The sequence below is a fragment of the Prolixibacteraceae bacterium genome (assembly GCA_019856515.1).
In the GTDB taxonomy this organism is placed as follows: Bacteria; Bacteroidota; Bacteroidia; order Bacteroidales; family Prolixibacteraceae; genus Halosquirtibacter; species Halosquirtibacter xylanolyticus.
In genome coordinates, this window is the sequence record CP082230.1 from 3,182,025 (window position 1) to 3,193,978 (window position 11,954).

Here is an 11,954-nt window from a genome sequence, read left to right on the forward strand (position 1 = left end):
CATGGTATGCGAAACTTGTTGTACACCAACGTATAACAACATTACTTAATACACTACAATTTTACAATAATGAAATTATTCAAGATATTACTATGTGGTATACTAATGTGTACCATATCATTAGGGAACTTATATGCTGATACGAAAAAATCACCAGCAAATAGCATTTCAGGAGCAGTTACTTGTGAAAACCAAGCGATACCATTTGTAAATATATTTATCTCAGGAACAACCATTGGATCTGCATCTGATGTAAATGGAAAATACAAGCTTCAGAACCTCCCTGAAGGACAACACACCATTGTATGTAAAGCGGTAGGATATAAACCAATTACGAAAGAGATAAACATTAAGAAAGGTACGTCAATAGTACTTAATCTAGACATGAAAGAGGACCATATTGGTTTAGACCAAGTGGTAATTTCGGCGAATCGTAATGAAACCAATAGAAAAGAAGCAGCCGTTATTGTAAATACGATTAATCCTAAGTTATTCACACAGACAAGTGCTGTTACGCTTAGTGAAGGGTTGAACTTCTCTCCAGGAGTTCGTATGGAGACCGACTGCCAAAACTGCGGTTTCACTCAAGTACGTATGAACGGTATGGAAGGAGCTTATTCTCAAATCCTCATCAATGGACGTTCCATCTTTAGTGGTCTTGCTGCGGTGTATGGACTAGAACTGATTCCAACCAACATGATTGAAAGAGTGGAAGTAGTAAGAGGTGGTGGATCAGCGCTATATGGTTCAAGTGCTATAGCAGGAACAATCAATATGATTACAAAAGACCCTATCGATAACACATTTCAGGTGTCTACCACATACAATAATATTGGAACAGGAACAGGTGAAACTCCTGCCAATGATTTCAATGTTAACTTCAATGCATCCATGGTTACTGACAATAACAAAGCGGGAATATCTCTATTTGGATTCTATCGAGACAAAGGGGCATATGATTCAAATGGGGATGGATTTTCTGAAGTGGCAGAGCTAAAGAATAAAACAATCGGTTTTAGAAGTTTCTATAAAACGGGTATGCGAAGCAAACTCACTCTAGATTATTTTCATATTAATGAAGATCGCAGAGGTGGAGACCAGCTAGACAAACCAGAGGTGGAGTCAAATATAGCAGAGAGTGTTCAACATCAATTAAACACAGTAACTTCGGAGTGGAAACTATTCACTGGTAACAATGGGGTTCTAAACATCTACGGTTCTATGCAACACATTAACCGTGACTCATATTATGGAGCAAACCAAGATCCAGCGGCATTCGGAAATACTACAGATCTTGCTTATAACATTGGAACACAATTTAACCAAAAATTCGAACTAGGCTATTTTGATTCAGATATTACTGTGGGAGTAGAACACACAGGAGACAAGCTCTCGGACAACAAGATTGACAAAACAGATCCACGGGCTCCTAAAGAGACAAACATTACAGATCAGTCATTAAATATCTTTGGAACATTTGCACAATGGGAGTTGAAGACCTCAAGAGCTACCCTTAGTTTGGGAGCAAGATATGACCATTATAACATTACCGATAAAGAAGAGAAAGGGAATACAGTACCTTCTGGAAATGTTCTCTCTCCGAGAATATCACTTAAGTATGATATCACGAAATGGTCTCAATTGAGAGGTAGCGTATCTACAGGATATCGTGCACCGCAAGTTTTTAATGAGGATCTACATATCGAAGTGTCACAAGCACGTAAAGTAGTTCACGTTAATGATGCAAATCTTAAACAAGAATCTTCAGTAAGTTATACGGGGTCATATAGTATCACACCGGATATTGGAGAACACAATAGTTTACAGTTCTTAGTAGAAGGGTTTTACACTAAACTTAACGACACATTTGTATTTGATTATGGAGCTCCTTCACCTGAAGGGGTTGTAGAGTACACTCGTAAAAATGCAAAAGAAGGTAGTGTTGTTAAAGGGGTTAACCTAGAGCTGAACGCTGCTCTTGGCCGTAAATTAACGCTTCAATCAGGCTATACTATTCAACGTAGTTATTTTAAAGACCCTAGTGAAAACAGTATAGAAGGATATAAAGAGTATTTCAGAACTCCCGAGAACTATGGTTACGTTACATTAGCATATAGTCCTGTAAGAGATTGGACATTTGCGGCAAATGGAACATATACAGGGACGATGTTGGTTCCTTACTCAGGAAATACCAACCCACAAGATAGTGAAGGCAACTATATCACGACCGTTAAGAAAAGTCCAGACTTCTACGATTTGGGATTCAAAATCTCTAAAACATGGATGCTTCCTGGAGGTATTAGCATTATATTAGATGGTGGCGTTAAAAATATTCTTAACGATTATCAGTCTGACTTTGATAAAGGAGGAGATAGAGATTCAGGATATATTTATGGTCCTGGTCAACCAAGAACCGTATTTTTTGGTCTTAAAATAGGTAACCTACTTTAAGAATTTACCAACTGAAAACACAAAGCCCTTTTGCATATCATTGCAAAAGGGCTTCTTTATTCGATAATCCCATACACCATCCATTTGCTTCAGTTGTTTTTCTTGCTATTTTTGTATAAATCGAAATCACATCAAAGGAATCGGAAGTTATGCTGAAAGATAATATCAACAATACAGAAAAGAAGAAAAGCATCATAGTGATTGCTCTCTCTGTAGTACTTGCAGTGATGCTTATTCTATACTTCACCGAGAGAAGTCAACACAATGAGGTCCTCTCAGAAATGGGGCAAGAGAAGGACTCTTTACAGATCGAACTGCAACGGATCTCTGTTGGTTATGATTCTTTAACTGTAGAAAACGACACACTAACCCAAAGTCTGCAGATGGCTTCTGAGCAAGTCAGACAGTTGCTTACTGAAGTAGAGCAGACAAAAAAAGCAAGTTACAAACAGATCTCAAGATACAGAAAAGAGGTAACAACGCTTCGCAAAATTATGCGTAACTATATTGTCCAGATAGACTCTTTGAACAAAAGAAATGCCATTCTACTTGCTGAGAACAATCAAGTGAAGCAAAAAATTGCTAAAGTCAGTAAAAAGAATGAAAAACTCTCGCAAAGCAACGAGGAGCTAAAAGAACAGATCTCTATTGCTGCGACTCTAGAAGCTCAAAATATTAAGGCCATCGGGATAAACAAAAAAGGGAAAGAGAATCACAAAGCCAGAAAAATTGAAAAACTGAAGATCACTTGCACCTTATCCAAGAATGTAACGGCAAAGAGAGGAGAAAAGAATATCTATATACGTATTATGGATCCATTTGAAAATCTCTTGGTCGAAGAGGAAGACAACACTTTCAAATACGAAGATTCAAAAATACAGTACAGTGCTGTTAGATCAGTTAATTACGAAGGAGAAGCTTTACCAATTGCAATATATTGGGACAATACCAATAAACCACCTCTTTCTAAAGGTAAATATGTAGTACATCTATTTACGGATGGTAACAACATTGGAGAAACATCTCTAGAGATAAAATAAGGTTTTAAAACCTATCAATAAAAGCTCCCTCTATCCAATTCTATTGTATAAAGGGAGTTTTTATTGGATAACAACAACCCATAACGGGTTACAGATCCGAATGAGAAGAACCCCTCACTTCGTTCTTTATTATGGTTATTACCTATTCATAAAGTGCAGGGTAAACTGTTCCGAATATATATTTCTCAGAGAAGGCATAAACGGATAATCAACTATCTACAACTCAGGGAAAGATCAATTATATAAAAATATTGCCCACCTATAATGGAAGCTAAAGATAGATTACATTAGATGGCTTATCACAAGACAATCACCAGTTCTCCTGCTTGTTAAACTACAGATATATTCATCGACAGGTAATAACCTAGAATATGATGATCAATCTATAGAAGTGGGATAAATCGATAAAAGTATTACGGTTTTTTATTTTCATAAAAAACATTTACTATCTTAATTCGCACAAAGTTATATATTGTTGTATATCTTTGTATTATGCATAAAAAATGAAGAGCATCATCTCTTCCTAAATATCGAACAATCAACATTACATTAAGCACCTTCATTTTTTTAAATAAAGGGCATAAAACAACAAAGAAATGAAAAGAATCCACTTACTAGTAGCTTTTGTTGCTTTGATAATCGTTTCATCTTGTGCGACCACAGGCAAATTAAGAACCTATAACAAGATAGGACTGTCGAAAGTACAAGCAGGAATGAGTGAAGATGAAGTATTGGCATTAACCAATAAGATAACGAAATCAACTACCGAGTTTGGGCAGTTATACAATAACCCATACAACAAAACGCTTACCACACTTAAGAATGGGGATGTTATCTCGACCCTATGGTTCTACACGGATAAGATCTCTGCAGATGGTCAGATCAATATGAATGAATTAACCCCAATTACTTTCGAAAATAATCAAGTCGTTGGTATCGGATGGAAATCCTATTTAGACTTTTGTGATGTAAAAGATATCACACCAGAAGATTACAGAGGTGTTCCCTCTATTGATAAGAAGAAGTAATAATTCCAAGTGGACAGATGAAATGATTTAGTTGGTACAACTGATAACTTCATCTAGACAAATCTCACTGGTTACTCTTAAATCATAATGTAAGAAAGATAAAAGAGAGAATGCTAACCACATTCTCTCTTTTGTTATTATGCTTGATAAGTCATCATTTTACTTAAGTACTTACCTATAATATCAAATTCAATATTAATCACAGACCCCTCTTTAAAGGTATGGAAGTTTGTGAACTCGTAAGTATAAGGAATAATAGCAACTTGGAATGAATCATCCTGAGAATTAACAACAGTAAGACTCGTTCCATTAACAGTAACAGAACCTTTCTCCACAGTCATATAACCTTTACGAGCCATCTCTTTATCAAAAGCATACTGGAATGTGAAGTACCAACTTCCATCCACCTCTTCTACCTTCTTACAAATAGCTGTCTGGTCTACATGCCCCTGTACAATATGTCCATCTAAACGTCCATTCATCGGCATACTACGCTCTAAGTTAACTTTTGAGCCTACTTCCCATGTACGTAGATTCGTCTTCTCTAACGTCTCCTTAATAGCAGTAACTGTATACGTCGAATCTTTTAAAGATACAACAGTCAAACATACACCATTATGTGCAATACTTTGATCAATTTTCAACTCGTCTACAAAATTACAAGACAGCGTGAAGTGATAATTCTCTTTTTCTTGTTCAATGGCAACTACTGTTCCCATTCCTTCTACAATACCTGAAAACATATGCAACACTTTTAATTACGATTGTACTTCAAAAGTACTATTTTTTCATGACGATTCCATTCAAAGAGAAAAGATCTACACTACAGGTTTTTAGTTGACGATTTCTTTTGTTATTTTGTATTAAAGTTAATTCTTTTTACGATGATAGATCAAACGACCATAGATAAAGTGATCGATACTGCTAAGATTGAAGAGGTAGTAGGAGAAGAGGTGGACCTAAGAAAACGAGGGGTGAACCTTCTTGGCTTATGTCCGTTTCATAACGAAAAAACCCCTTCCTTCACCGTATCTCCGGCCAAAGGTATCTTCAAATGCTTTGGCTGTGGAGAAGCAGGCGACTCTGTAGGCTTCATGATGAAATACCATCGAATAAACTTTTTAGATGCCATCAAACAGTTGGCCAACAAATACCATATCGAGGTGGAAGAGGAAGAAGAGACCCCTGAAGCAGCACAACGTAGAAAAGATCGTGAAGCACGCCAACTGATTCTGACTTGGACACAAGGGTACTACCATCAAGAGTTAAAGAAGATGCAAGACGCCTCTGATCACCCAAAATTTCAACCTTTCTTACATCAATGGGGTATCAGTTCGGATATCATAGACACATTCAAAATAGGCTTATCTCTATCCCAAGGAGACACTTTGGTAAAAGCCATCGCATCCAAAGGCTACAAAAAAGAGATTGTTGAAGCCACAGCATTAACCGTCTCGGATGGTCAGAACTCAAAAGACTTCTTTCGTAATCATATTATCTTCCCCATCTTGACCGTAGCTGGTAGAGTTGCAGGATTTAGTGGAATCAAAATTAATGAGATGGATAGCTCATACGGCTTCAGTATGCTACCAGAATCCCCTAGCTTTCAACCCGAAAAAGAGATTCTAGGTATCTACCAAGCCAAAGGCGATATCCTAAAGAAAAAAGGATGCCATCTTACCATGCATCCATTAGAGATGATCTACCTACATCGAAACCAACTACATAATAGCGTATCCATCCCTCGAAATCTACTCTCAGGACCACACATCAAACAGATTGTACGCTTCTCTAATAATATCACACTATGGAGTGGTGATGATATTGCATCCATTATGGAGACTTACAATCGTATCTCTAAACTTATCCATGAAGGAGTAAGTGTAAGAGTTGTAGATATCAACACACCACACCTAGTATCTTATCTTCAAGAACAGCGAATATCTTCTTTCGAAGAGCACGTAGCACAAGCCAAAGATTGGTTATTCTACCTAGTAAAGACCATGTATAAAAATAAAGAAGAACTTGGACTAGACAACTCTTCCGTCTTTATGAAGATTATTCAAGTAATACATGTTATCCCTGATGCTATCGTAAAAGGAGTATATGTAACCGAATTAAGCAAACATATTAACCTCCCCGAAGATATGATCTGGGGAGAACTCCAAAACATGGGAACAATATAAAGCCTATCCAACCAAGCATAGAATAAAAACACATCGTAATATTTATTTTAGAAGACTTCTAATTTATTCAAAGATTCAATCAATCATATTTGTTAATTAATGTTATTATAGGTATAATTATACTACAATAATGCAATTTATTTTAGAACAAAAATGTCCTTATCATTTACTTAAGCTAAAGACAAGACTATTTAATTGATACTAGCAGGTCTATAAAGACTATAAGATCACTATTTCAATCAAACCTTGTCAATGAAAACGATACCTTAACTCTAAATTCATTCATATGAAAGTTCTTCTATTTTGTTTATTATTCCTAAGTCTAGGAGTTACAAAAGGTCGTACTACACAAAATGATACGACTGCACTGAACAATTACTTTATTGTTAATAAAAAAATATTAACAGAAAAGCTTAAAAACAAACAGGTCATACTAATAGGAGATGCAACCCATGGAGAAAGAGCCGTCATGGAGTTCAATATTCATTTCATTAAGTTTCTACACGAAGAGATGGGATATAATACCATCGCTTTTGAGAGTGGCTTATATGATCTTTACAGAGCGCAGAAGAATATTGATGAGGGAGAAGAGGTTGGAGAAGAAATAACCAATAGTGTCTTTTCTATATGGGCTTCCACCGACATTTTCCAAGAACTAATCCAATATATTAGGAATAATAAATCTGAAATTCAGATCATTGGTTTTGACAGTCAATTCACAGGAGGTTATTCAACCAATGACTTTGTTAATGATCTTAAAAGTCTATTAAACAAACACCATAAAGAGGAAGATATTGACTATGAGCTTTTAAAGAAAGTATTTACTAATTTTGGAACAATCTTTGATACGAAGTTAAGTCATGAGGACTTTCGGACATTTGGCAAAAATCTTAAACGAATAACAAAGTGTCTTAAAAATATAAAAGGAGAGGGGTCTGAAGACTTAGAGCTATGGATACAGTTCATCGAGAGCACTGAAACTATGGCAAGGGATTATTATGAAAACCACCCAGGCAGTGTGAGTCCTAAAGAGTTTAAAGCCTATATGAGTAATAATAGAGATCTCCAGATGGCAAAAAACCTACTGTTTCACTTAAGTCAACATCCCAACGAGAAGGTGGTTTGCTGGGGAGCATCTACTCATTTTGCGAATGACCTATCTTCGACTAAAAACAAAGAGTTACTTCAATATAAACCGATGGGGCGACATTTAAAAAATCAACTAGAGGACCGTATCTTCTCTTATGCTCCAATCATTGGCTCCGGGGAGTATGGAGCATTTGGTGAAGAAAGCAATATTGGTAGGTTATCTGAAAACAGTATAGAATATAAATTGATGAAAGAAGGTGCTCCTTATCAATGGATCGACTTAAATAACAAAGGACTATTTGAATCCTATGCAATAGAACATACACGACTCAGTGCGGAATGGAGTGATGTGTTTGATGCATTTATCTATATCCCTAAAACAGAGCCCACTTCTCTTGCCAATTCGTCAAGTAATTCAGATGAAGACCAAGAGATAGAGGTTACCACTACGGACAACGAAAACCATTCGATTCATATAAAAGGGGTTGTGGTAGATCAAAATAACAAGGCTATCCCATTTTGTAATATAGGCCTAAAAGAGGAGTTGATTGGTACGGTTAGCTACCAAGATGGCCACTATGAACTCTTCATGCCCAAAGATATTGATACCAAAACAATTCTTTTCTCCTGTATTGGCTATACCAGTAGAGAACTTCCTATAGACCATATCCCTGAAACAGTCGTTCTAAAAAAAGAAGATCGTGTTCTCGACGAAGTAATGGTTCAAGCCAAAGCCCTAGATCCCAAAGAGATCTTAAAGAAAGCAATTCGTAATATCCCCAATAACTATATCCAAGAGGACTACAATATTGAGATCTACAGTAGAGGACAACTAGCAGATGCTAATGGACTAAAGGTTCAATCGAAACTACTTGCACTATTATATGATAAAAATGGCGTAAACTACAAAGAGAATATGTATGTAAGACAAACTCAAGCTGCTTATGATACAATTGACTTCAATTATAATATTGAATCTTATAGAAGTAGTGCTTGCTTTGTCGCAACTGCTACTTACTTTATGCCCTATTTTGATTTAATTAGTACCACACATCTTTTAAAAAAAGATCAAATAAATAGACTCAAACTTAAACTATCAGGAACGAGTAAATTGGATAGCCAAAAAGTCTACAAGGTAGATTTCGAACGTAAATACAGATATCGTTATGCTGAAGGACTAGATGTTGAGAAGGTAATAGGAACCTTTTTCATTAATGCATCGGATTATGCTGTAATTAAGATCGATATCCATTGGGAGTTCAATATTCCTAAAATTAACAAGTTCCTAAATATAATGGACACCACTACAGAATTATCTCTATATGAAACTATTACATATAAAAAACACAATGAAAAGTATGTTATCGACTCCGGAAGGTTGGTATTACAACAAAAAGGAATATGCACTAAAAATGGGAAATCTTTTGATCTAAAAGGGTGGCAAACCTTCTTTAACATCAAAACATCTGTAGATCATATTCAAAAAATAGATAGTTTTGAAGTTTTCACCTCTCCCAAAAACATCAAAAGTAAGGATGATAAATCTTGGGAAAAATACCATCATTTAGATCATCGCAAGTTGTAAAACGTTCTCGAAAAAATAGTATCCATTGAATGATATATTCCACAGAACCAGAGAAGTTACAAACCCAAAGGTGATTTGTTGATAAAAAGAGGTAGCTATTGGCGATTACTTATTACTACTTTTCAACCTAAAGTAGACACAACTCACTTCATTTCAAACAAATAGACACTTTATTTTTGAGTTATTACCATGTTTTTATATATTTAAATAGAGCGAATGCAGCATCGCACGAAACTGCATTCACTAAATATAGAGACTTAATTCATCATCACAATGGAAAAACATCCGTACATATCTACAGACAATACTTCGCAAAATCATGCTTTGTGGCATGAAGATTCACAGGAGTTCATAGGCCCCTTCTCCGTATCTCCTTCGTACCTTCTCCTACCTTTGTCCATGGTCTATCCATGGTTTGTCCATGGTTTGTCCATGGTTTGTCCATCGATTTCGGGGGTTACGGTGGCTGAACCATGGACGAAACATGGCTAAACCATGGACAAAGGTCGAAGGAGGTACCTATCATCCCCCTAGCAGGTACGAAGGAGGTCTATAGGAAATAGGGGGAGGTAATAGCGCATACAGATCTTATCTTTTCGTATATTTGTGCTGTTTACATTTTTTGAAGAATTTCATGATAGAGCAAAAGTACATCGATAAGATTATCCAGTCATTACCACCTATAGATCAGGTGATTTCACAATTTCTTGTTTTAGAAGAGAGAGGGGATCACAAGGTCGGAATGTGTCCTTTTCACCATGGGACATCGGAGAGCCTGATGGTTTACAATAACCCTGGGATGTATCGATGTTTAGAGTGTGGAAGGGCAGGAAATGTACTTCAATTTATCATGGAGCATGAGACATTAAGTTTTGAGCAGGCCCTTCATTTGGTGATCAAAAAATATAATATTGACCTTCCCAAAGAGTGGACGGATACACACGATATTCCACAGTCTCAGAAGCAAAAGTTGATGGAGATCTCAGAGTGGTGTAAACAGTTCTTTCAACATCAGTTAATGGAGACCGATGAAGGGAAAAGTATTGCACTTAGTTATCTTACCCAGAGAGGTATCAACAAAGAGGCTATTGAAGCTTTTCATATTGGTTATTGTCCTCGTTCTCATGGGGAGATGACCAAAGCGGCACAAGTAAATGGTGCCAATATCGAGGAGCTGGAACAAATTGGGGTAACCATCAGAAGAGACAATTGGATACGTGACCGATTCGAGTCGAGAGTGATTTTTCCTATTCACAATATCTCGGGTAAGAGCATTGGGTTTGGGGGACGTACGATGGCCGAAAATAAGGATAAAAAAATTGCAAAATATATCAACTCTCCAGAGACCGAAATCTATCACAAGAGTCAGGTGCTCTATGGCCTTTATCAAGCCAAGGAGGAGGTGGTAGCCACACAGAACTGCTATATTGTAGAGGGGTATACCGATGTGGTTTCGATGCATATGGCTGGAGTTAAGAATGTGGTGGCCTCTGCTGGTACCTCCTTGACCATTGAACAGGTACGCCTTCTACGAAGATTTACCAATACGGTTACCATCATATATGATGGGGATAGTGCTGGTATTGGAGCTGCCATTCGTGGTGTGGAGCTAACACTACAAGAGGGGATGCAAGTTAAAGTTGTTCCTCTTCCTGAAGGAGAAGACCCGGATTCCTTTGCACGCAACCACAGTAATTTTAAGCAATACATCCTTGATAACCAAAAAGACTTTATTGAGTATGCCTCTATTGCGAGATTGAGTCAAACACAGAATGACCCTATCTCACGAGCAAATGCAATTACTGAAATTGTTCGTCTCATCTCCATCATTCCATATCATCATCTTAGGATGAGGTATATGAGAGAGTGTAGTCGATTGATGCAGATTAGAGAGGAAAATCTTTATCAAGAGCTACGCAAGTTCCAAGAGAAACAGGCGGAGCAGTTACATAAGAAACAGCGACAAGTGGTGCCTCCACATTTTGGCCCGATGGATATGTTTATAGAGGAGAATCCTTACGAACTTGAGGAGAGAGAGATACTACGTTTTCTTTTAAAGTATGGTCCAATGGATCTTATGGAAGAGCCTATCGAGGGAACCAATAGAACCAGGACAGTTAAGGTGGCTAACTATATCTTTGACGAACTAGAGGCAGACAACCTCACCTCTCAGAATCGCCTTTTTCAGGATATGTTTGATGAATATAAAGCACATCTAAATCAGTTTAACTTCGAACCGAACAGATACTTTATTCATCATCCTGACATGAGTATGAGTCGCTTGGCAAGTAAGCTTTTGACCAATAAGTATACAGAAAGTAAGTTGTGGGTACAACAAGGTAACTATATCGAACATACAGAGGATATTCTCTTTACGCTGATTCCGAAAGTGGTAGAGAACTATAAATTGAGTAGGGTTCGAAAGATGATTAAAGATAAGATAACCGAGATGGCCCATATAAACCACCAAGATGATTTTGAGAAGATCATGACATTACAACGTGATATTCAAAATCTGAAGGAGATAGAAAAGGTACTTTCCCTTTCGCTTGGACAGCGTGCATTTAACGGATAA

General features: G+C 36.9%; 7 protein-coding genes. 6 read left to right on the forward strand and 1 reads right to left on the reverse strand.

Annotated features, from left to right (window positions below):
* Positions 1-69: 69 nt before the first annotated feature.
* The 3 genes from K5X82_11625 (at position 70) to K5X82_11635 (ending at position 4,519) form a co-directional block, all read left to right on the forward strand.
* A complete protein-coding gene (locus K5X82_11625) occupies positions 70-2,451 on the forward strand; it encodes a TonB-dependent receptor (protein QZT35942.1) in 2,382 nt (793 codons plus the stop codon).
* 149 nt (positions 2,452-2,600) lie between these two features.
* Positions 2,601-3,491, forward strand: a complete 891-nt coding sequence (locus K5X82_11630; protein ID QZT35943.1) for a hypothetical protein — start codon at positions 2,601-2,603, stop codon at positions 3,489-3,491.
* 596 nt (positions 3,492-4,087) lie between these two features.
* Positions 4,088-4,519, forward strand: a complete 432-nt coding sequence (locus K5X82_11635; GenBank protein ID QZT35944.1) for a DUF3192 domain-containing protein — start codon at positions 4,088-4,090, stop codon at positions 4,517-4,519.
* Positions 4,520-4,656: 137 nt separating this feature from the next.
* Here the strand turns inward: K5X82_11635 and K5X82_11640 are convergent, their stop codons facing one another.
* The gene (locus tag K5X82_11640) at positions 4,657-5,262 is read right to left on the reverse strand and encodes a riboflavin synthase (GenBank protein ID QZT35945.1); all 606 of its coding nucleotides are present in this window, start codon (positions 5,260-5,262) and stop codon (positions 4,657-4,659) included.
* Between the two features lie 141 nt (positions 5,263-5,403).
* Between K5X82_11640 and K5X82_11645 the strand changes: the two genes are divergently transcribed.
* From K5X82_11645 to dnaG, 3 genes are all read left to right on the forward strand, one after another.
* Positions 5,404-6,705 (forward strand): hypothetical protein, encoded by a 1,302-nt coding sequence (locus tag K5X82_11645; protein ID QZT35946.1) that lies wholly within the window; start codon positions 5,404-5,406, stop codon positions 6,703-6,705.
* Positions 6,706-6,991: 286 nt separating this feature from the next.
* Positions 6,992-9,379 (forward strand): erythromycin esterase family protein, encoded by a 2,388-nt coding sequence (locus tag K5X82_11650; protein QZT35947.1) that lies wholly within the window; start codon positions 6,992-6,994, stop codon positions 9,377-9,379.
* Positions 9,380-10,013: 634 nt separating this feature from the next.
* Positions 10,014-11,954 carry a DNA primase gene (gene dnaG / locus K5X82_11655; GenBank protein QZT35948.1) on the forward strand — a complete coding sequence of 647 codons (1,941 nt, stop codon included), beginning with the start codon at positions 10,014-10,016 and terminating at the stop codon, positions 11,952-11,954.

Bases quoted from the DNA above. Each gene is read 5' to 3' on its own strand.
- K5X82_11645 (QZT35946.1), top strand. From the start codon at position 5,404: ATGATAGATCAAACGACCATAGATAAAGTGATCGATACTGCTAAGATT.
- dnaG (QZT35948.1), top strand. From the start codon at position 10,014: ATGATAGAGCAAAAGTACATCGATAAGATTATCCAGTCATTACCACCT.
- K5X82_11630 (QZT35943.1), top strand. From the start codon at position 2,601: ATGCTGAAAGATAATATCAACAATACAGAAAAGAAGAAAAGCATCATA.
- K5X82_11635 (QZT35944.1), top strand. From the start codon at position 4,088: ATGAAAAGAATCCACTTACTAGTAGCTTTTGTTGCTTTGATAATCGTT.
- K5X82_11650 (QZT35947.1), top strand. From the start codon at position 6,992: ATGAAAGTTCTTCTATTTTGTTTATTATTCCTAAGTCTAGGAGTTACA.
- K5X82_11640 (QZT35945.1), bottom strand. From the start codon at position 5,262: ATGTTTTCAGGTATTGTAGAAGGAATGGGAACAGTAGTTGCCATTGAA.
- K5X82_11625 (QZT35942.1), top strand. From the start codon at position 70: ATGAAATTATTCAAGATATTACTATGTGGTATACTAATGTGTACCATA.